Below are 19,228 nucleotides of genomic sequence, written 5' to 3'. Positions count from 1 at the left end.
TACGCGAACTCCTGAGAACGCCGCCTCCCCATCACCGCGATGGGGAGGCGGCGTTTGTCGTGTGTTCTGGATGCGATGGTTGGGAGGTTGTCCGTGGACAAACCGGACATGCGATAATGACAGCGTGGATAACCAGATCGATCACCCTAACCAGACTGCCTTCGCCGTTGTGACAACGTCCGGTCCCGACAAGCCAGGCGTCTCCGCGGCTTTCTTCCGTGTTCTTGGCTCCTATAACGTCGAGCTCGTCGACGTCGAACAGGCCATCTTCTCCGGCCGCATCTCCCTGTCGGCCTACGTGCGCGTTGATAGCTCGCGCGTGGAGGCGATGGAGAAGGGACTACGCAACACCCTCAGCATTTATGCTCAGTCGCTCACCGTGGAGCTGCGTGCGGATGAAGCTACTTCGCGCCCGCGGTCCACGCACGTCGTCGTGGTGCTCGGCCGCCAACTCAATGCCAGCCACGTCTCTGCGATTGCGCAAGAATTGGCCAACTTCAACGCCAACATTGACCGCATTCGCGGGCTGTCGACGTACCCACTTAACGGCCTTGAACTCTACATCACCGTCGAGGGTTCCGCGGACCCCGTTCGCGCCACCCTGGCCCGTCTGGCCACCGAGCAGGGCGTCGACATTGCCATCGAGCGCTCCGGCCTGCAGCGTCGCTCCAAGCGTCTGATCTGCTTTGATTGCGATTCCACGCTGATTCAGGGCGAGGTCATCGAAATGCTGGCTGCCCATGCCGGTAAGGAGGCAGAGGTGGCCGCGGTGACCGAGCGCGCCATGCGTGGAGAATTGGATTTCGAAGAATCCCTCCGTGAGCGCGTAGCCGCCTTGGCTGGTCTTCCGGAATCCGTCATCGCGCAGACCGCCGCTGATATTGAGCTCACTCCGGGTGTACGCACCACCATTCGTACGCTCAAGCGCATGGGCTACCGCGTTGCGGTTGTGTCCGGTGGCTTTATCCAGGTCCTTGAGGATTTGGCCGCTGAGCTCGACCTTGACTACGTTCGCGCCAATACCTTGGAAATTGAAGATGGCAAGCTTACTGGTCGGGTCATCGGGGATGTCGTCGACCGTAAGGCCAAGGAAAACTTCCTTCGTGAGTTCGCCGCTGATTCTGGTTTGAGCATGCGACAAACGGTTGCGGTGGGCGATGGTGCCAATGACATTGACATGCTTTCCGCCGCGGGCCTCGGCATTGCCTTTAACGCCAAACCTGCACTGCGTGAGGTTGCGGACACCTCCGTTAACCACCCGTATATGGATGAAATCCTGCAAATCCTAGGTATTCCCATGGAAGAGGTCGTCGTTGACTAATCTCGGCGAGGCTCACCGCCGCTTGGTTGAAGCCTGCAGCGAGCGCAGTTGGCGCGATGATCCTGAGGACCCTGATAAGCCCGAGACCGTCCAGGCCATGCAGATTGCGCTGAACCTGCCTAAGCAGGAGCCGCCGAGCCGCACGGAGGTGCTGGAGGCGGCGGCGAGGGCCGTCGTCAAGCTCTGCTTGGATGAGCGCGCCGGCCAGGATGGTGCGTTCGCTGAAGCATTGGGGCAGTGGTATGGGCACCGCATCCGTAAGGTTGCACGGCGAGCTCGCAACAAGGCATGGCGCGATGTGCAGGGCTTGCCTGGTGTGACGGTGGCAGATCGCGCCCGAGCCTTCGTGCCCTCTGCGGTCTCCGAGGTCGATCCACTCGTGGCCAAGCTGCAGATCGGTCACACGGATCTGCCGAAGGATGCACCGCGGCCGGCGCTTGGCGACGTCCCCCTGATCCTCATCGATGCCTCCCTCGAGATGAGCGCAGGTAAGGCCGCTGCCCAAGTGGGGCATGGCTCCATGTTGCTTGCCGCGGCGATGAGCTTGGACGAGGCGGAAAAGTGGGCAGCACAGGACTTTGCGCTGTGCGTGCGAGAAGTAGACTCCGCATTCTTCGCTGAGGCCTGCGCCCGGCAGGACGCCGTGGTGGTCCGGGATGCAGGTTTTACCGAGGTAGCACCGGACTCGGCTACGGTGTGTGCGTTGCGCCGTCCTTAGCGTGCTTCGATGAGCCTTTTAAGTGCGCCGCGGACGACGTCCGGGTCGGTGGTGCGCCACATCTGCGGCATGGAATCACACAGGTATGAGCCGTAGCGTTTGGTCACGAGGCGGTTATCAAGCACAGCGACAACACCGCGGTCATCGACGGAGCGCAGAAGCCTTCCCGCTCCCTGCGCCATGAGCAGCGCTGCATGCGTGGCGGAGACTTCCATAAATCCGTTTCGGCCGGCTGCCTTCGCGGCCTCAGTGCGGGCTTGCATGAGCGGGTTATCCGGGCGGGGGAAGGGGATGCGGTCAATGAGCACGAGCGAGCAGGAGGGACCGGGCACGTCGACTCCCTGCCACAAGCTCAGGGTGCCAAAGAGACAGGAATTCTCGTTCTTAGTGAATTTATCCACCAGCGCACCGATAGAGTCCTCACCTTGGAGGAAAATATCGAAGGGAATCTGCGGCTTGAGCTCCTCAGCTGCCTGCTGGGCGGCGCGGCGCGAAGAGAATAACCCCAGGGTGCGCCCGCCGGCGGCCATGATGAGCTCGCGGATTTCTTCGATGGTGTCCGGACTTAGTCCATCACGGCCCGGCTGTGGCAAGTGGCTTGCGGTGTACAGGATGCCGCTGCGCGCGGGGTCGAAGGGATAGCCTACGTCGAGGGAATCCCACGTTCCTTTTGGCAGGCCCCACTGCGCAGCCATGGCGTCGAAGCGACCACCCAGGGCCAAGGTCGCGGAGGTGAGCACCACGGTCTGCTCGCCGAAGAGTTTCTCGTGCAACATGCCAGCGATGGATAGTGGTGCGACGGCGAGGGTATCGGTAAGCGTGCGTTCGTCGCGCTCCAGCCACACCACATCCGCGTGTGCGGCCGGATCCCCGGTGGCGAAGACATCGAGGATGCGGGCGATAGCTTCGACGAGGGTATTGAGGTGGTTGGCCAGGTTTTGGCGCTCGGCAAATTTCTCAGGGTCGTTGGCCTGTTCTCCCTCCGGGGTGCGGGCGATGGTCTCCCGGCAGGAGGAAAGGGTATCTGCCAGCGCCATGAGCTGGTTCTTGGCTTCCTCTGGAAGGTCGGTCCAGCGGCCGGGCAGGAGTTCCCCTAAGAGCTGGGTAAGCTCAGCTGCTTGTTCGCTCAAGCGCTGGTCTTTGCCATTGGCGCCCAGGGCCTTGGCGCGGGTTGCAGCCATCTTGAGGGCGCGGCCGGTAATTTCTGAAGTTGACACCGAGGTGATGCGCCCGTCGAGCTCGTGGGCCTCATCGATAATGACGACGTCGTGTTCCGGCAGGATATTCACGTCTGCAACGGCGTCGATAGCCAGCAGCGCGTGGTTGGTGACCACCACATCAACGTCAGCAGCGCGGCGCCGCGCCAGCTCTGCGAAGCAGTCCTCACCGTGCGGACAGCGCGCCGCCCCAACACACTCAGCAGACGTCACCGAGACCTGCCGCCAGGCCAGATCTGGTACGCCCGGTTCAAGATCCTCTCGGTCACCAGTGTCAGTATCCTCAGCCCACTCGTAGACGCGCTGGACGTGGCGGCCCAGGTGGGAGGGCGAATCGGCGGCATCGAGCAGGGCTTCTTCATCCTCCAATTCGGAGGCGCGGGCAACTTTGTTGAGGCAGACATAGTTGGAACGGCCTTTCATGATGGCGAAGGTCGGCTTCTTCTCCAAGTGGGGCTCGAGGGCCTCGGCTAAACGCGGAAGATCGCGTTCCACCAGCTGACGCTGCAGGGCCAAGGTAGCGGTCGACACGATGACGGTGTTGCCGGTTTCCTGAGCATGCCGGAACGCCGGCACGAGGTAGGCCAAAGATTTACCGGTACCGGTGCCTGCCTGCACCGCGAGGTGGCGTTCCTTCTCCAAAGCGGAAGTGACCGCTTGGGCCATGCGCACTTGGCCCTCGCGCCGGGCACCGCCGAGGGCGGCGACGGCGGCGTCGAGAAGATCAACCGTTGCTGAGTGCTCGTCCATTTGCCCCAGTGTAGTGCCCGGCTAACGCCGGGCGGAGCCGGTGTGTCTTTAGGAGGTGAAGCCGATGAAACGCGTCGGCACCGCCGGTTCATCGCGAGTGAGCGCCAGGCCTTCCCATGGCAGAGTCGTGATGGCGTTGGCGAGGTAATCGCGGGATTCGTGGAGGGAGGAAAGTCCGTCGACGATTTCCCCATCGCGCATAAGCGGCACGGTCATGGCGCGGGCGGTGAGGGTGCCGGTGTCCGGATCCTCGGCGTCGAAAGGTAGCACGAGCTCCTCGACGGCCACCCCGGAAGAACGGTACGTACGCAGCGCACGTTTGGCTCCGCCTTGGGACTTCTTGGAGGAGGAGCGCTTGGCCACCGGATGACCGTCGACCTCCACGACCTTGTACACCATGCCGGCAGTCGGCGCGCCCGAGCCAGTCACCACGGAGGTACCCACTCCATAGACATCGACGGGGTCTCCGCGCAGGCCGGCGATGGCGAATTCGTCGAGGTCGGAGGAGACCACGATCTTGGTGTTGTGGTTGCCCAGGTCATCGAGTTGCTTGCGCACGCGGCGAGTAACCGCGGCCAAATCACCCGAGTCGATGCGCACGCCGCCGAGTTCCGGTCCGGCAACCTTCACGGCGGTCTCTACGCCTTTGGTGATGTCATAGGTGTCGACAAGCAGCGTGGTGCCTACGCCGAGGGTTTCGATCTGGCCGCGGAATGCAGCTTCCTCGTTCGGTGTGCCGTCCTCATTGACGTGCGCCAGAGTCCAAGAGTGCGCCGCCGTGCCAGAGACCGGAATGTCGTAGCGGTAGCCTGCCTCGAGGTTGGAGGTGGCTTCAAATCCTGCCAAGTAGGCGGCGCGCGCAGACGTCACCGCGGCGTATTCGTGCGCTCGGCGTGAGCCCATCTCAATAATCGGACGGCCATCGGCAGCCACGACCATACGTGAGGCGGCCGAGGCCACCGCAGAGTCGGAATTCATGATGGAGAGAATGACCGTCTCCAAGATGAGGCACTCGCCGAAGGTACCGCGCACGGTCAACAGCGGAGAATATGGGAAGTAAATCTCACCTTCGCGGTAGCCATCAATCTGGCCAGAGAACCGGTAGTGAGCGAGGAAATTCTTGGTCTCCTCATCGAGGAAGTCCATCTCCGCCAGCTGGCGCGCGGTAAAGCGGAAATCCCGAACGGCTCGCAGCACGCGTTCGGTGCCGGCGACGACACCATAGCGGCGCTCGTTGGGCAGGCGACGGGCGAAAACCTCGCACGTTACCTGGCGGTGAGCAGAACCATCGCGCAGGGCTGCCTGCAGCATGGTGAGCTCGTATTTATCGGTGAGCAGGGCCGTGGAACGGTCAGAAGGGACATTTCCTGCGTTCACGACGTTGTCTGAGGTATTAGTCACATCGAAGATGCTACTCAGCATGCAGCAAAAATTCAGCCAATCTATTCTTCCAACTGAATGACGACGTAAACCTGACCATCGTTATAGGCGACGCCGACGGCGGCGGTGGACATGCGGCGGTCCCGGAGAGCTGCGACGTGGGACGGGGACTGGCGGAAGGCTTCCACGAATTCATAGGCGCTGGCCTTGTCCAGAGGCAGGTGATGCTGCACCATCTGGATATTCTCGTCTGCTGGCTTTTCGGTCTTCGTTACCGCATTGCACTCGGCCTTTTCACGGGCCGCGGTCTGGCGGTCAATCCACGGCACGAGTGGGCCTTGGTTGTCTTCTGCGCGCCAGGTATTGAGGGCCTCGATGAGATCGCGCTGGATGTCCTCAAGCTGGCGTTGCACGTGGACCTCTGGGAGCTCATAGTCGCAGGACACCGGCGCGGGTTCTGGAGCTGGCCTGTCATCTGAGCTTCCGCCCTGTGAAGGGGACGTCAGGCTGATCACGGCGGCGACGAGTGTGCCGCCCAGCACGAGCGCGGTGAGCACAAGCTGGAGAAGGCGAGCAATATCCTCGCGGGATGGAGTACGACCAGCAAGAATATCCGCCAGGGCGGTGGGGAGAGCAAAAGAATTCATCGACGGCAGCCACCTGGAAACGATAATCACATATTGAGTACTCGTCAGTATAGCCGCTCACAGTGTCACAGTTTTTGGCTAGTGTAGAGGGCATGAATGCGCACCGAGAAACGTCCGCGGGCGTGGTGATGAGTTCGCCCATGGCCACCCCGGAATTGGATGAGTCCATTGAGGTCGACGTCGCCACGAGCGAAAACCTGCCGTGGATGTGCATCGTTTGGGATGACCCCGTCAACCTCATGAGCTACGTCTCCTATGTCTTCCAGACGGTCCTAGGCTATGACAAGAAGCGAGCCAACGAGCTCATGATGCAGGTTCACACCGAGGGCAAAGCCGCCGTCTCCAGCGGTGAGCGTGACAAGGTCGAGGCCGATGTGAAGAAGCTGCAGGTTGCGGGTCTGTGGGCCACGATGCAGCAGGCAGGCTAAGGAGGGGACAGCATGCAAGCCTGGAAGAAGAAAAAGTCCTTCATGCGCGGTGCTAAGTACACCGCTGTTTTTGAGCCCATGGAGCGCGAGGTGATTGGGGACCTCACCGCGACGGTCTCAGAGGCCATCATTGCCCGTGCCCAATCGGCGCCGAAGGATGAGTTGGCGGACATGGTGGATATGCCTACCGGCCACACGGAAGCGCCGGAGGACCCATCGCTTGCTCGCCTCTTCCCGGATTTTCAAAAACCCGGCGATGAAGAGTTCGATGGCGATAATGCGCTCCTGCGCTCCTTGCACGAAAACGATATTGCCCGCGCCAAGCTGGAAAACCTCCAAGTCATCAACACGGCGCTTGGTCCAACTGGCGGAGTTGAAGTCACCATCAGTGAGGAGGAAGCCCACGCTTTCCTCGCTGGGCTCAATGATCTGCGTTTGTTCGTGGCTGCAGGCGATGTCGAGCACAGCTCCCAGGGGGCGGACCGCGACACCCTTGTGGAGTGGTTAGCCTTCTGCCAGGACTCCCTGCTCAACGTCATCATGGACTAAAGCCATGCGAACTGTTCCTGAGCTTGGCTTTTCTGTTGGTCACGCCACGCGTGAGGATACTGGTGTCACCGTTATCTATTGCGGTGAGCGCGGAGCCGTCGCCAGCGTTGATGTACGCGGTGGCGGTCCCGGTACGCGCGAAACTGATCTGCTTGAGCCACACAACAGCGTCGAGCGCGTCCACGCGATTGTCCTCGCGGGCGGCTCGGCTTTTGGTTTGGCCGCGGCCGATGGCGTTATGCGAGGACTTGAGGAAACCGGCATCGGGTTTCCGGTCTTCGGCGAAGATAAACCGGGCCCGCGCGTTCCCATCGTGCCCGGAGCCGTCATCTTTGACCTGCTTGCCGGTACCCAGCGTCCCTCCGCAGAGGATGGCGCGCAGGCACTGTGTTCCGCATTGGCGGGACACGATGACACCACCGGTAGCATTGGTGCCGGCGTGGGCGCCTGTGCAGGAAAGATTCGGGGAGGGGTGGGCAGTGCGCTTGTCGACGTCTCCCCCTACACCCTCGCAGCCGTCGTCGTTGCCAACCCCGTGGGCCAAGTGATCGATGGAGAGACCGGCCGGCTCTTTGGCGCACCTGACAAACCAGCCGTCGACGTGGGGCGCTTTGCTGCCGCGACGAGCCTCGCGGAGGCGCATCTCAACACCACCATCGGCGCAGTGCTTACGGATGCTCCCCTCACTAAGGCACAGGCCAAGCGCCTCGCCTTGGCTGGCCACGATGGCATTGCCCGCGCTGTGCGCCCAGCCCACTCGCCGCTGGATGGCGACACGATCTTTGCAGCTGCGACGGGGAGGGTAGGGGAGACGTCGGCAAGCACGGCAGAAACCGCGCCCGGAGTCGACGCCGAAGTTCTCGCCTCCCTCAGTTCCGCGGCGGCCGATGCCGTGGAGGCTGCCATCGTAGATGCCGTGGTTAATGCCGCCCCAGGCTTGGGCTTGGAGGCGTACTCCTCGCTGCTCTCTTGCTAAAGTTGGGGCATTATGACGAGCAGTGGACCGTTTGGCCAGCAGAATTCCTATCAACCCAACCCCTTCCAGCCCGCTCCGGATAGTGCCGGGGTAGGTCAGAAGCGCACCGTAAATTCGGGCGATTCGAAGAATTACACGCGTACCGGGCGCCTCAAGACGGCCCTGTCGCTCACCGTGGGCTTCTTGGCCATCGAGTGGATTATCCACATCATTAACTTCCTTTTCTTCGGCAATGACCTGGGGCAGTATGGCATTCACCCGCTGGACTTCAACGGTATTTGGGGAATCTTTACTGCGCCGCTGCTGCACGCCAATTTTGAGCACCTCATCGGAAACTCCCTGCCAGGAGCTATTTTCTGCTTCCTTATCGGTCTGTCTGGCCGCAAGGCATGGTGGGAAGTCACCATCATCGTCGTGCTCATTGCCGGTGTGGGCACGTGGCTCCTCGGCGGGCCGGGTACCTCCCATATCGGTGCCTCCGGCATGGTCTATGGCTGGTTGGCTTACCTCATCGTGCGCGGTATTTTTAACCGCTCGCTTAGTCAGTTCCTTGTGGGCGTTGGCTTGGGCTTTGCCTACTCCGGTCTCATCTGGGGCGTGCTGCCCATCTATGAAGGAGTGAGCTGGCAGGGTCACCTCTTTGGTGCTATTGGCGGCATTGTGGCGGGCATGGTGATTACGTCCGATGACCCGATTAAGAAGGTAAAGCCGCAACCGCAGGCAGGGATGCGCTGATGTCTGACGCCTCTTCTCCCATCGGCATTTTTGATTCCGGTGTGGGCGGGTTGACAGTTGCGCGCACCATTATGGAGCAGCTGCCGGATGAGTCCATCATCTATATCGGCGATACCGCCCACGCGCCGTATGGCCCACGCCCCATCGCACAAGTACGTGAGTTGTCTACGGCGATCGCCGACGAGCTAGTGGAGCGCGGCTGCAAGATGCTTGTCATCGCCTGCAATACAGCTACGGCGGCCTTTCTTCACGATGCCCGCGAGCGCTACAGCATCCCTGTCGTCGAGGTTATCCGTCCGGCAGTGCGCCGCGCTATCGCCACGACGCGCAACGGCAAGATTGGCGTTATCGGCACCGAAGGTACCATCACCTCTGGTGCTTACCAGGATCTTTTCGCGGTGAACCCGAACGTCGAATCCTTCGCTGTGGCCTGCCCGGATTTCGTGAGTTTTGTGGAGCGCGGCATTACCGCCGGCCGCCAGATCCTTGGAGTGGCAGAGGGTTATCTCGCTCCGTTGCAGTCAGCGGGCGTGGATACCCTCGTGCTGGGCTGCACGCATTACCCGCTGCTCACCGGTGTCATTCAGCTTGCTATCGGTGACAATGTCGCACTGGTGTCCTCGGCGGAAGAGACCGCGAAGGATGTCATGCGCATCCTCACCACCACCGACATGCTCGCGCCCGAAGGGCAGACCCCCATTCGCAGTTTTGAGTGCACCGGTGACCACGAGTCCTTCTCACGACTGGCGGCCCGCTTTCTCGGGCCCCAGATTTAATGGCGGATGAACAGGTACAATCGATTCAAATCCAGCAACCCTCATTGTTTCGTGGAACTATTGAACGCATGAAGTTGACCATCCTCGGCTGTTCAGGCTCGGTGCCCACTATTGGTAACCCGGCCTCTGGCTACCTCGTGTCTTTCGACTCTGCCCCGTCCATCGTCATGGACTTGGGCCCTGGGACCCTCGCACGTTTGCAAGAACACCAAGATCCGTGCGATGCCCACGTGGCGTTGACCCACCTGCATGCGGACCACTGCTTGGACTTCCCGTCACTGATGGTGTGGCGCCGTTTCCACCCCACTGCGCCAGCGGCCTCCCGCAACTTCTGCCTTGGGCCGTCATCCACTGAGACCCATTTAGGCCGTTTGTCCTCGGATGAGCCCAATGGCGTGGATGATATGAGTGATACGTTCGCGTTTAGCCCGTGGGTCGACCGCGAACGCCAATTGGTCGACGATGTCTACATCACTCCTTTCCGCACCGTGCATCCGGTGGAAACCTATGCGCTACGCATGGAACACGCGAAAAGCGGTGCCACGCTGTGTTACTCCGCGGACTCGGCGTATACGTCGGCGCTGATTGACGCTGCCTCGGGCGCCGATATCTTCCTCTGCGAGGCCGCCTGGGGCGAAACCTCAGAGGGTAAAGCGCCTAACATGCACATGTCCGGTGCTGAAGCCGGCCGTCTGGCCCGCGAAGCTGGGGTGAAGAAACTCGTACTGATTCATCTGCAGCCGTGGGGCGATGCTGCCGCGACCTACGCGGCTGCTGCGCGCGAGTTTGATGGCGAGATTGTACTAGGCGCCTCGGGGATGGAATTCGAGCTCTAAACCCGCGCGGTAGGGTAGGGGGCATGACTGATTTCACTCGTGCTGATGGTCGCGCGCTCGACCAGCTCCGTAGCGTCCGCATTACCCGCAACTTCACCACCAACCCGGCTGGATCGGTACTCGTGGAGTTCGGCAATACCCGCGTCATGTGCACCGCCTCCGTGGAATTTGGAGTCCCGCGCTTTAAGAAGGATTCCGGCGAAGGCTGGCTCACTGCTGAGTACTCCATGCTTCCCTCCGCTACGCATGAGCGCATGCCGCGTGAGTCCATGAAGGGCAAGGTCAAGGGTCGCACCCACGAGATCTCTCGCCTTGTGGGCCGCTCTTTGCGCGCAGCGGTGGACCTGTCTGAGCTGGGGGAGAACACCATCCAGTTGGACTGCGATGTGCTGCAGGCAGACGGCGGTACTCGTACGGCGTCCATTACCGGTGCGTATGTGGCTTTGGCGGATGCTATTGCCTACCTCAAGGAGGAAGGCGTTGTACCGGGCGAGCCGCTGCTCGACCCCATCGCGGCGGTCTCCGTTGGCATCATTGACGGCCACGTGTGCTTGGACCTGCCTTATGAGGAGGACTCCCGCGCAGAGGTTGATCTCAACGTGGTGATGCAGGAAGGCGGCGACTTTGTGGAGATCCAGGGCACCGGCGAGCACGGCCTGTTCGGCCGTCAGGAGCTTAACGACATGCTCGATGTGGCCCAGGCTGGTTGTGCTCAGCTCATTGAGGCACAGAAGGCGGCCCTGGGATGGTAAAGCTTCTCGTTGCTTCCAATAACGCGAAGAAGCTAAAAGAGCTGGAGAAGATCCTGGCCGATGCCGGAATTGAGGGTATCGAGCTTCTCCCATTGTCGGCTGTGGAGCCCTATCCGGAGCCCGTCGAGGATGGTCGCACCTTTGCTGACAATGCTCTAATCAAGGCCCGCGCCGGGGTACAGCACACCGGGCTTGCCACGATTGCGGATGACTCCGGTCTCGCTGTCGAAGAGCTCAACGGCATGCCGGGAGTGCTTTCTGCCCGCTGGTCGGGCGGTCACGGCGATGATGAGGCGAATAACCGCCTCTTGCTGGGCCAGATGGCGCACGTTCCTGCTGAGCGCCGCGCGGCAGCCTTCGTCTCCGTCTGTGCACTGGTCACTCCCGACGGCGAGGAACACGTGGTGGAGGGCCGCTGGCCCGGTTCGCTGCTCACCGCACCGCAGGGAGAGAACGGATTCGGCTACGACCCTCTCTTCCAACCCGAAGGCGAGCAGCGCTCTGCTGCCGAGATGACGCCTGAGGAGAAAAACGCGGTCTCGCACCGCGGCCGCGCCCTAGCCCAACTGCGCGAGCCCTTAGCAGCCCTCGCCCGCCAAGCCTAAGCAGCCGCCCTGCCATTACCGGCAGCCTCGGCTTCCACCAGCTGGGCTTGTTGGGCAGGAGACCAAACTAGAAGGACCATCTGCGAGTCGGCTTCTGTGTTTCCCCAGGTTCAATTCGCAGAATGCGCGCAGATGGTCCCGTAACTTTGGTCTCTCCTCACATGGTTCCACTCATAAGGTTTCCCTACCCCCAAACGAACCTTGTGCGGTCTGGTACATGGTTTGTTTGCCCCCCAGAGGAACCCGATGAAGGAAACCCTATGACTAGAACCACGCTCAGGGCGAAACAAGGTCTGCGTTGAAGTATGAAGCTTCAACGCAGACCTTGATGGTGTGCGCCCGGTGAGACTTGAACTCACACGTCATAAGACACTAGAACCTAAATCTAGCGCGTCTGCCAATTCCGCCACGGGCGCTGAAAGACGTAGCCGCGAAACACACTGTGTTCGGAGCAACGCTGAATAGCTTACAGGGCGGCAGGCCTACGATGGAAATCCACTTTTCGAACCATGGTGGGTAGGCTGATACGCGTGAGCACCAACCAAGCCCCGAGAAAGAAGATGAAGGTCCGATGGTGGCACATCGTCCTCATCGCGTTTTTCGTCGTGCTCTTTTTGTTCCTTGCCTATTGGCAGTGGACCCGCTTTAAATCCGGCTCAGGAACCTTCCAGAATTTGGGCTATGCCTTCCAGTGGCCGCTGTTTGCTGTCTTCGTGGTCTATGCCTACCGCACCGCGTTGCGCTATGAGAACGAGCGCATCGATGCGGAGAATGAGGCCCTCGAAATGGGGCAGGAGCCGGCTCAGTATGAAGCTAAAACCAAGGACGCGGGCAAGGAACAACAGGTGACTAAAATCGACGAAGACTTCTTGCCGCCGCGCCCGCAGGTGGACGTCGAGACCTTTAATGCCATGAATAAACAGCGCCGCCGTCGCGGCACCGAAGAGGAGAACTCATGACCAACCCAGCGAACAATGCCGTGCACCCAGACCGCAAGGAGCGCATTCGCGGACCACTGAAGTTCTTCTCCATCGCGGCCACGGTTACGGGTATCTTCTTGCTCATTCTGGTCGTGCGCATGATTCTGCAGTACGGCGTGGGCATGGAAATGCCGTCGTGGGCCACGCTCATCGCCCAGGCACATGGAGTGGCCTACATGGTGTACTTGGTGTCGATTCTGATTCTTGGCCCGCGTGCACTGTGGCCGGTGGGCAAGCTCATCACTACTGCTTTGGCCGGTGTGGTGCCGTTCCTGTCCTTCTGGATGGAGCACAAGCGCCGCGTTGAGGTTACCGAGCAGTTCCAGCTTTAAGCTCATGTCTAACCGCAAGCTCAGCACCACGCTTATTGCCGTCGTGGTGCTTCTTTCCCTCGTCTGTGCCGGTTTGGGTATGTATATCGTGCGTCAGCCGCGCGATGTGTATAGCGCCCCTGTCGAATCCACGAATTCGCAAGTGGTTACCGCGGTGGAGCGCCAGGAGCAGGTAGTGCTGCTCAGTCTCGGAATTCAGGGACTGGCGGAGAAGTCTTCCGCCGGCGAAGTCTTTGGGGTGCGGGTCCCGTGGACCGATCGCACACAGTTCGTGCAGTACTCCTACAAGGCGAAGCTGGGAATTGAAGGCAAGGATGTTCGCGTCACGGAGACCGGTGAGCACGCCTATACCGTCAGCATCCCGGAGTTTATTTTCATCGGTCATACCGACGAGGAATTCAAGACCGCGGTGGAGGACAACGGCGTGCTGAGTTGGACCACGCAGCCACTTGATGCTGCTTCCACGGTGTCTGATGTCCTCAGCGCTGATAAAAAGCGCAAGGACATCAACGATAACCGCGAGCTACTTCAGGATCAGGCCCGTTCCTTTTATGAGGGCATCATCCGCGGCGTGGACCCGGAAGCCCAGGTCACCATGGAGTTTCAGTGACTCGATCGAACGTGGAGTGACCCGAATCTACGTGGAATGAACTATGTTCATTCCACCTCGGTGAACTTGCGGTCCCAGTAAGCGCGCACCGGGTTGGCATCGGCCAGCAGGATGTCGAAGCGGTCGTTGGCAATCTCGATGATTTCGCTCAAGATAACGCGCTGCTCCAGCTCGTCGGAGTTGGCGAGGCGGCGCACGCCTCCGTCGATGACGCGGTCGACAGAATCGTTGGTGTCCAAGTAGGCCACGAAGGGCATGTCGAAGCGTTCGCGGTAGGCCTGGGAGACATCGATAAGCTGCTGCGTTTGGACATCGTCCAGGTCATCGAGGGCAAGTGAGCCGCGGTCGGCGGAGATGGTGGCGGCCTCGGTTGCGTCGGCAAGCAGCAGCTCATCCATGGCCGGATAGTCGTGGATGAGGGCACGGCGCTGCTCACGCGGCGCGGTCAGCACGGCGACCTGGATAGCCTCACGCAGGCGGCTGACGTCGTCGAAGGGGCGGGACTCCCAAGCAGCCTCCAGAGGCCACGTCTCGTTGTTGAAGAGCGGGCGCAGTGCGCCGACAAATTCGTCGCGCTCCATGGTGTTGAGCTCGGTGAGAGACACCCCTTCGCCGTCGATGCGGCTGATATCGTCACCGGATTGCGTACCGATGTGGAAGAACAACAAGTTGAGGAGGATGGCGGTAATCGCACCAATGGACATGCCGGAGGAAACGAAGATCTGTGCCCATTCTGGGAAGGCCGTTGCCACGTCCGGCTTGAAGGTGACGAGCATGGCCAGTCCCAGTGCGGTGGTGACAATGGCGGCGTTGCGGCCGTCGGTAATGTCTTCCTTGGCAATGGTCTGCAGGCCGGCCCATGCGACGTTGGCAAAGAGAGCCAACGAGGCACCACCGAGGACGGGGGAGGGGATGGCGGCCACGATGGCTGCGGCCTTGGGTAGCAGGCCCAGAACAATCATGAAGCCGGCGGCGGACACAGCTACCCAGCGAGACTTCACACCGGTCAAGCGAACTAGGCCGACGTTCTGCGCGAAGCAGGTGTACGGGAAGGAGTTCATCACGCCGCCAAGGGTGGTGGAGAGACCATCGGCGCGAATGGCACGCACGACGTCATCGCGCTTGATGCGCTTCTTGACAATCTCACCGGTAGCAAAGACATCGCCGGTAGTCTCCACCATGGTGATGATCATGACGATGATGAGGGAAAGAATCGCCATGATGTCGAACTTCGGCATACCGAAGTAGAAAGGCGTGGTGATACCGATGGCGTCTGCTTCGCGCACGCCGTCAAAGGACGTATCACCTAGTGCCAAGGCCACGCCGGTGCCGATGACGAGGCCGAGGAGCACGGAGAGTGTGCCCAGGAAGCCGCGGAAGAAACGCTGCACGATGATAATGATGGTGAGCGTGCCGAAACCATAGAGAAGGTCGCGCGAGGCGGGGGTGGCGTCAGCGTAGTTCACGAAGTCATTGGCGGAAACCGCGAGGAGAGAGGTACCCATGACCAGAAGTACAGTGCCGGTCACGATTGGGGGGAAGTATTTGAGCACGCGTCCAAAGACCGGAGCGGCGAAGAACGTAAAGATGCCGGCGGCAATAATCGCGCCATAAATTGTGGGTAGCGGCTGGTCACCCGCGCTCATGCCGATGGCAATGATGGGGCTGACGGCCGTGGTGGTGACGCCCTGGATGATGGGGAGACGGACGCCAATGTGCTTGCCGACGCCCACCGCTTGGATCAACGTGGCCAGACCACAGGTCAACAGGTCGGCGTTGATGAGGTGAATCGTGGTGGCCTCATCGAGACCGAGGGAACCAGCGATGAGCAGCGGCACGATGACTGCGCCGGCGTAGAACGCGAGGACGTGCTGGAGTCCGAGAGCTGCCAGCTTGGGCGCTGGCGGGACAACATCCACGGGGTGCGGCGGGTGAGTGGCGGGGCGAGCAGTAGCGGCGGTGTCAGACACGCGAAGAGCTCCTTGAGGGCGAGACGAGGATACTGCGCATAACAATAGAGCGCGGCGTGGACACACACCAAGAAGCGGCTTCAGCTCGCCCAATGAACGCGAAAAAATGTGGTGAATGCCACTTTAGGGGGTGGTCCACCCCCGCGAGTCAACAGTACGGTCGTTACCTATGGATCCGGCGACCTGCGGGGTGGCCACTGTGCGGTGTTTTTAGTGATTTACCTCATAAAACGCACGATATGAGTTAAAACGGCTTTGCCCTTACTATGGGCTGCAGAGAGGGGTTCGGTGACAACCGTGATGACCGAATTGCCCGTGAACTGGAGTCACCAAAACCCTTCTGTGGCAGATTTTCCACACGTCGTATGAAGTACGAAGGGAGTCATTATAGTGACCACCGCAACTGAGCAATCCGTCCAGTTTGAGGGATGGAAAGGCTTTGAAGAAGGCCCGTGGACCGAGAACATCGACGTCCGCGATTTCATCCAGCGCAACTACACCCCCTATGACGGAGATGCTTCCTTCCTGGAAGGCCCGACCGAAAAGACCAAGCGCGTCTGGGAGCACCTGGAAGAAAACTACCTGTCCATCGAGCGCAAGAAGCGCATCTTCGATGTCGACACCCACACCCCAACTGATATTGACGCTTTCCCCGCTGGCTACATTTGCGAAGAGGATGACGTCATTGTCGGCCTGCAGACGGATACCCCGCTGAAGCGCGCCATGATGCCGAATGGTGGCTGGCGCATGGTCAAGCAGGCTATCAAGGAGGCCGGCAAAGAAACTGACCCTGAGGTGGAGAAGATCTTCACCCGCTACCGCAAGACGCACAACGATGCCGTCTTCGATATCTACACCCCGCGCATCCGCGCTGCCCGTTCCTCCCACATCATTACCGGTCTGCCGGATGCTTATGGCCGTGGCCGCATCATCGGTGACTACCGCCGTGTGGCTCTCTACGGTGTGGACTACCTCATCGCTGAGAAGGAAGCGTCCAAGCATGCTGTCGGCGATGTCGGATTCTCCGAGCACTGGGCTCGCTACCGTGAGGAGCACGCTGAGCAGATCAAGGCTCTGAAGAAGCTCAAGGTCATGGCTGAGTCCTACGGCTTCGACATCTCCAAGCCGGCCAAGACCGCTCACGAAGCTGTGCAGTGGACCTACTTTGGCTACCTGGCTTCCATTAAGTCGCAGGACGGCGCTGCCATGTCTATCGGCCGCCTTTCCGCCTTCTTCGATTGCTACTTCGAGCGCGACCTTGCCGCTGGCATCATCACTGAGGAAGACGCTCAGGAGATCATCGACCAGCTGGTGCTCAAGCTGCGCATCGTGCGCTTCCTGCGTACCGAGGATTACGACCAGATCTTCTCTGGTGACCCGTACTGGGCAACCTGGACCGATGCTGGTTTCGGTTCTGACGGCCGCCACATGGTCACCAAGACCTCCTTCCGTTTGCTGCAGACCCTGGTCAACCTTGGCCCGTCACCGGAGCCGAACATCACCATTTTCTGGGATCCGCAGCTGCCGGAGGGCTACAAGGAATTCTGTGCCCACATCTCGATTGAGACCTCGTCCATCCAGTACGAGTCCGATAAGCAGATTCGTGAGCAGTGGGGCGACGACGCCGCAATTGCCTGCTGCGTGTCCCCGATGGCCGTCGGCAAGCAAATGCAGTTCTTCGGCGCCCGCGTGAACGCCGCTAAGGCCCTGCTCTACGCCATCAACGGTGGCCGCGACGAGGTAAGCGGTAAGCAAGTCGTGGACGGCTACGAGGCTATCCAGGGCGATGGCCCGCTGGACTTCGACGAGGTCTGGCAGAAGTACGAGGAGATGCTGGACTGGGTTGTGGGCACCTACGTTGAGGCCCTCAACATCATCCACTACTGCCACGACAAGTACGCTTACGAAGCAATCGAGATGGCGCTGCACGATTCCGATATCGTGCGCTCCATGGGCTGCGGTATCGCGGGTCTGTCCATCGTGGCTGACTCCCTCTCCGCCATCAAGTACGCCAAGGTCTACCCGGTGCGCGATGAGACTGGTCTCATCGTGGACTACAAGACGGAAGGTGACTTCCCGTTCTACGGCAATGATGATGACCGCGCCGATGACATCGCCGCCACCATCGTCCACACCGTGATGGCGAAGATTAAGGCCATCCCGATGTACCGCAACGCCATCCCGACCCAGTCTGTGCTGACCATTACCTCCAACGTGGTCTACGGCAAGGCCACCGGTTCCTTCCCGTCTGGCCACCAGGCAGGTACTCCGTTCGCCCCGGGCGCAAACCCGGAGAACGGCGCAGACAACCACGGCATGGTTGCTTCCATGCTGTCGGTGGGCAAGCTGGACTACAAGGATGCGCTCGACGGCATCTCGCTGACGAACACCATCACCCCGTCCGGTTTGGGCCGCACGCCTGAGGAACGCATCACCAACCTGGTGGGTGTCCTCGACGCCGGCTTCATCATGGATTCCAAATAAACCACTTTCACACCACTTCCGAAAAGGAGAAAACATCATGGCTACCCCAACTTTCGACGAGCGTCTCGCAACCATGAAGGCAAACCGCACCGCCAACAACATGGACTCGGGCCTGTACCACGCCAACATCAACGTCCTGGACAAGTCCACCCTGGAGGACGCTGTTGAGCACCCGGAGAAGTACCCGAACCTCACCGTCCGCGTGTCTGGCTACGCAGTGAACTTCGTCAAGCTGACCCGCGAGCAGCAGCTCGACGTCATCTCCCGTACCTTCCACCAGGGCTCCTAAATGGCAGATGGCATTACCGGCGTCGTCCACCTGTCCCCTGAAGAGGGTGACAAGGTGCGCGGCGCCGCCGCCGGTTTGGGCACAGAAAACGACCTCGACGACTTCAGCCGTCCAGAGTTGATGCAGGCACGCCGTTCTGGCGACGTTGCTCTCGTCCACTCCTGGGAATTGGTGACCTCCGTTGACGGCCCTGGAACCCGCATGACCTTGTTCATGTCGGGATGCCCGCTGCGCTGCCAGTACTGCCACAACCCTGACACGATGGAAATGAAGGTCGGCACTCTGGAGCGCATCGAAGACGTGGTCAAGCGCATTAAGCGCTATAAGCCAGTCTTTACCGCCTCCGGGGGCGGACTGACCATGTCTGGCGGCGAGGCGCTGTTCCAGATTGCTTTTGCCCGCCGCTTGCTCAAGGAGGTCCACGACGCGGGTATCCATACGACGATTGACACGTCCGGATACTTGGGCGCACGCCTGCGCGATGAGGACTTGGACAACATTGACCTCGTTCTCTTGGATGTCAAGGCTGGTGACGAGGAGACTTACAAGGAAGTCACGCGCCGTGAGCTGCAGCCCACCATCGACTTCGGTGACCGTCTCAATGAGATGGGCAAGCCGGTGTGGATTCGCTTCGTGCTCGTTCCTGGCCTGACGGATTCCCCGGAGAATGTCGCCAACGTGGTCAAGATTGCCTCCCGTTGGAAGAGCAACGTCGAGCGAGTCGAGGTGCTGCCTTTCCACAACATGGGCGCAGATAAGTGGCGCGAGCTCAACATGCCCTACACTTTGGAGGACACCAAGCCGCCTAAACCGGAAGACGTTGAATCTGTCCGAGATGCGTTCCGTAAGGAGGGTTTCGTGGTCTACTAGAAG

The 19,228-nt window shown here is 60.5% G+C and carries 20 protein-coding genes and 1 tRNA gene; 16 read left to right on the top strand and 5 right to left on the bottom strand.

Annotated elements, in window-relative coordinates; translation table 11 throughout:
- The first annotated feature begins 70 nt into the window (after window positions 1-70).
- Together serB and NX84_RS11560 are read left to right on the top strand one after the other, a co-directional pair.
- Complete coding sequence (serB, locus tag NX84_RS11565) at window positions 71-1,321, top strand: phosphoserine phosphatase SerB (protein WP_111689412.1); 1,251 nt, start codon at window positions 71-73, stop codon at window positions 1,319-1,321.
- On the top strand, window positions 1,314-2,039 hold the full coding sequence (locus NX84_RS11560) for an aminoacyl-tRNA hydrolase (RefSeq protein ID WP_039676737.1): 726 nt from the start codon (window positions 1,314-1,316) through the stop codon (window positions 2,037-2,039). The genes serB and NX84_RS11560 overlap by 8 nt, the downstream gene beginning before the upstream one ends.
- Here NX84_RS11560 and NX84_RS11555 read toward each other — a convergent pair.
- Genes NX84_RS11555 through NX84_RS11545 form a run of 3 tightly spaced genes read right to left on the bottom strand, consistent with a single transcriptional unit; the run spans window position 2,036 to window position 6,033 of the window.
- Entirely contained in the window at window positions 2,036-4,006 is a 1,971-nt protein-coding gene (locus NX84_RS11555; RefSeq protein ID WP_039676735.1) for an ATP-dependent DNA helicase, read from the bottom strand. The two genes, NX84_RS11560 and NX84_RS11555, sit on opposite strands and share 4 nt — an antisense overlap.
- 48 nt (window positions 4,007-4,054) lie before the next feature.
- Complete coding sequence (locus NX84_RS11550; RefSeq protein WP_255209182.1) at window positions 4,055-5,407, bottom strand: nicotinate phosphoribosyltransferase; 1,353 nt, start codon at window positions 5,405-5,407, stop codon at window positions 4,055-4,057.
- 41 nt (window positions 5,408-5,448) lie between these two features.
- Window positions 5,449-6,033, bottom strand: coding sequence for a spore germination YkwD domain-containing protein (locus NX84_RS11545; RefSeq protein ID WP_039676733.1), 585 nt, complete (start codon window positions 6,031-6,033; stop codon window positions 5,449-5,451).
- 92 nt (window positions 6,034-6,125) lie between these two features.
- On the opposite strand from NX84_RS11545, the gene clpS reads away from it, so the two are divergent.
- From clpS to rdgB, 8 genes are all read left to right on the top strand, one after another.
- Window positions 6,126-6,461, top strand: a complete 336-nt coding sequence (gene clpS / locus NX84_RS11540; RefSeq protein WP_039676731.1) for an ATP-dependent Clp protease adapter ClpS — start codon at window positions 6,126-6,128, stop codon at window positions 6,459-6,461.
- Window positions 6,462-6,473: 12 nt separating this feature from the next.
- A complete protein-coding gene (locus NX84_RS11535) occupies window positions 6,474-7,010 on the top strand; it encodes a DUF2017 domain-containing protein (RefSeq protein WP_039676730.1) in 537 nt (178 codons plus the stop codon).
- Between the two features lie 4 nt (window positions 7,011-7,014).
- The gene (locus tag NX84_RS11530) at window positions 7,015-7,986 is read left to right on the top strand and encodes a P1 family peptidase (RefSeq protein WP_039676728.1); all 972 of its coding nucleotides are present in this window, start codon (window positions 7,015-7,017) and stop codon (window positions 7,984-7,986) included.
- 12 nt (window positions 7,987-7,998) lie between these two features.
- Window positions 7,999-8,721 (top strand): rhomboid family intramembrane serine protease, encoded by a 723-nt coding sequence (locus NX84_RS11525; protein ID WP_039676726.1) that lies wholly within the window; start codon window positions 7,999-8,001, stop codon window positions 8,719-8,721.
- On the top strand, window positions 8,721-9,497 hold the full coding sequence (gene murI / locus NX84_RS11520) for a glutamate racemase (RefSeq protein ID WP_039676724.1): 777 nt from the start codon (window positions 8,721-8,723) through the stop codon (window positions 9,495-9,497). The genes NX84_RS11525 and murI overlap by 1 nt, the downstream gene beginning before the upstream one ends.
- A 68-nt stretch (window positions 9,498-9,565) precedes the next feature.
- Window positions 9,566-10,333 (top strand): MBL fold metallo-hydrolase, encoded by a 768-nt coding sequence (locus NX84_RS11515; protein WP_039676722.1) that lies wholly within the window; start codon window positions 9,566-9,568, stop codon window positions 10,331-10,333.
- Window positions 10,334-10,356: 23 nt separating this feature from the next.
- Complete coding sequence (gene rph, locus NX84_RS11510; protein ID WP_039676720.1) at window positions 10,357-11,085, top strand: ribonuclease PH; 729 nt, start codon at window positions 10,357-10,359, stop codon at window positions 11,083-11,085.
- Window positions 11,079-11,690, top strand: a complete 612-nt coding sequence (rdgB, locus tag NX84_RS11505; RefSeq protein ID WP_039676719.1) for an RdgB/HAM1 family non-canonical purine NTP pyrophosphatase — start codon at window positions 11,079-11,081, stop codon at window positions 11,688-11,690. The genes rph and rdgB overlap by 7 nt, the downstream gene beginning before the upstream one ends.
- Window positions 11,691-12,024: 334 nt before the next feature.
- Here the strand turns inward: rdgB and NX84_RS11500 are convergent.
- A tRNA-Leu gene (locus NX84_RS11500) sits at window positions 12,025-12,106 on the bottom strand.
- Between the two features lie 144 nt (window positions 12,107-12,250).
- Between NX84_RS11500 and NX84_RS11495 the strand changes: the two genes are divergently transcribed.
- From NX84_RS11495 to NX84_RS11485, 3 genes are read left to right on the top strand one after another with little or no spacing between them, the layout of a single operon-like run.
- A complete protein-coding gene (locus NX84_RS11495; protein WP_039676717.1) occupies window positions 12,251-12,649 on the top strand; it encodes a hypothetical protein in 399 nt (132 codons plus the stop codon).
- On the top strand, window positions 12,646-13,002 hold the full coding sequence (locus NX84_RS11490) for a DUF3817 domain-containing protein (protein WP_039676715.1): 357 nt from the start codon (window positions 12,646-12,648) through the stop codon (window positions 13,000-13,002). The genes NX84_RS11495 and NX84_RS11490 overlap by 4 nt, the downstream gene beginning before the upstream one ends.
- Window positions 13,003-13,006: 4 nt before the next feature.
- Window positions 13,007-13,612: a hypothetical protein gene (locus NX84_RS11485; RefSeq protein ID WP_039676714.1), complete on the top strand. Its 606-nt coding sequence runs from the start codon at window positions 13,007-13,009 to the stop codon at window positions 13,610-13,612.
- Window positions 13,613-13,659: 47 nt separating this feature from the next.
- Here the strand turns inward: NX84_RS11485 and NX84_RS11480 are convergent, their stop codons facing one another.
- Entirely contained in the window at window positions 13,660-15,582 is a 1,923-nt protein-coding gene (locus tag NX84_RS11480; protein ID WP_039676712.1) for a solute carrier family 23 protein, read from the bottom strand.
- 390 nt (window positions 15,583-15,972) lie between these two features.
- Here NX84_RS11480 and pflB point away from each other — a divergent pair, with 390 nt between their 5' ends.
- The 3 genes from pflB to pflA are packed head-to-tail and all read left to right on the top strand — an operon-like array spanning window position 15,973 to window position 19,225.
- A complete protein-coding gene (gene pflB / locus NX84_RS11475) occupies window positions 15,973-18,066 on the top strand; it encodes a formate C-acetyltransferase (protein WP_039676710.1) in 2,094 nt (697 codons plus the stop codon).
- A gap of 37 nt (window positions 18,067-18,103) precedes the next feature.
- Window positions 18,104-18,355: an autonomous glycyl radical cofactor GrcA2 gene (gene grcA2, locus NX84_RS11470; RefSeq protein ID WP_039676708.1), complete on the top strand. Its 252-nt coding sequence runs from the start codon at window positions 18,104-18,106 to the stop codon at window positions 18,353-18,355.
- Entirely contained in the window at window positions 18,356-19,225 is an 870-nt protein-coding gene (pflA, locus tag NX84_RS11465) for a pyruvate formate-lyase-activating protein (protein WP_039676707.1), read from the top strand.
- Window positions 19,226-19,228: the final 3 nt, after the last annotated feature.

Origin of the sequence: Corynebacterium minutissimum (assembly GCF_000805675.1) — a bacterium.
GTDB classification, from domain to species: Bacteria; Actinomycetota; Actinomycetes; order Mycobacteriales; family Mycobacteriaceae; genus Corynebacterium; species Corynebacterium minutissimum.
This window is presented reverse-complemented; position numbering and strand designations above follow the sequence as displayed.

Bases quoted from the DNA above. Each gene is read 5' to 3' on its own strand.
- serB (WP_111689412.1), top strand. From the start codon at position 71: ATGCGATGGTTGGGAGGTTGTCCGTGGACAAACCGGACATGCGATAAT.
- NX84_RS11555 (WP_039676735.1), bottom strand. From the start codon at position 4,006: ATGGACGAGCACTCAGCAACGGTTGATCTTCTCGACGCCGCCGTCGCC.
- NX84_RS11545 (WP_039676733.1), bottom strand. From the start codon at position 6,033: ATGAATTCTTTTGCTCTCCCCACCGCCCTGGCGGATATTCTTGCTGGT.
- clpS (WP_039676731.1), top strand. From the start codon at position 6,126: ATGAATGCGCACCGAGAAACGTCCGCGGGCGTGGTGATGAGTTCGCCC.
- NX84_RS11535 (WP_039676730.1), top strand. From the start codon at position 6,474: ATGCAAGCCTGGAAGAAGAAAAAGTCCTTCATGCGCGGTGCTAAGTAC.
- NX84_RS11530 (WP_039676728.1), top strand. From the start codon at position 7,015: ATGCGAACTGTTCCTGAGCTTGGCTTTTCTGTTGGTCACGCCACGCGT.
- NX84_RS11525 (WP_039676726.1), top strand. From the start codon at position 7,999: ATGACGAGCAGTGGACCGTTTGGCCAGCAGAATTCCTATCAACCCAAC.
- murI (WP_039676724.1), top strand. From the start codon at position 8,721: ATGTCTGACGCCTCTTCTCCCATCGGCATTTTTGATTCCGGTGTGGGC.
- NX84_RS11515 (WP_039676722.1), top strand. From the start codon at position 9,566: ATGAAGTTGACCATCCTCGGCTGTTCAGGCTCGGTGCCCACTATTGGT.
- rph (WP_039676720.1), top strand. From the start codon at position 10,357: ATGACTGATTTCACTCGTGCTGATGGTCGCGCGCTCGACCAGCTCCGT.
- rdgB (WP_039676719.1), top strand. From the start codon at position 11,079: ATGGTAAAGCTTCTCGTTGCTTCCAATAACGCGAAGAAGCTAAAAGAG.
- NX84_RS11495 (WP_039676717.1), top strand. From the start codon at position 12,251: ATGAAGGTCCGATGGTGGCACATCGTCCTCATCGCGTTTTTCGTCGTG.
- NX84_RS11490 (WP_039676715.1), top strand. From the start codon at position 12,646: ATGACCAACCCAGCGAACAATGCCGTGCACCCAGACCGCAAGGAGCGC.
- NX84_RS11485 (WP_039676714.1), top strand. From the start codon at position 13,007: ATGTCTAACCGCAAGCTCAGCACCACGCTTATTGCCGTCGTGGTGCTT.
- grcA2 (WP_039676708.1), top strand. From the start codon at position 18,104: ATGGCTACCCCAACTTTCGACGAGCGTCTCGCAACCATGAAGGCAAAC.
- pflA (WP_039676707.1), top strand. From the start codon at position 18,356: ATGGCAGATGGCATTACCGGCGTCGTCCACCTGTCCCCTGAAGAGGGT.